The 381-nt window shown below is 74.0% G+C and carries 1 pseudogene; it reads left to right on the top strand.

Annotation, left to right across the window (positions count from 1 at the left end):
• Positions 1 to 135 precede the first annotated feature (135 nt).
• Positions 136 to 381 (top strand): annotated as a pseudogene (locus ACNFOC_RS55945) (hypothetical protein); the annotation flags it as partial.

The following is a 381-nucleotide window of genomic DNA, read 5'->3' as shown; positions in this document are numbered from 1 at the left end:
GCCCAGGGTCATGGCGGCCGCGGCGGTGGCGGCGGCGGCGGCGCTCACTTTGGCGGTGGCGGCCCGCGGATGGGCGGCGGAGGCGGTATGCGGATGGGCGGAGGCGCCCCCCATTTCGCCGGTGGCGGAGCGGCGATGCGGCCCAGCGCCGGCGCAGGCCCGTCCTTCGGCGGTGGCCGTCCCCTCGCGGTTGCCGGCAACAATTGGCATGGCGGGGGCGGAGACTGGCACGGCGGCGGCTGGCATCGCCACGGCGGCGGCGGCTTCTGGCCGGGCGTGGCGGCGGGTGCCGCGATCGGCGGCCTCGGCTCGTATGCCTACTACGGCGGCGGGGGTTATTATAACGACCCCTATTATTACGGTGACGACAACTACTATGAC

It is taken from the genome of Streptomyces colwelliae, from assembly GCF_048158785.1.
In the GTDB taxonomy this organism is placed as follows: Bacteria; Actinomycetota; Actinomycetes; order Streptomycetales; family Streptomycetaceae; genus Streptomyces.
This window is presented reverse-complemented; position numbering and strand designations above follow the sequence as displayed.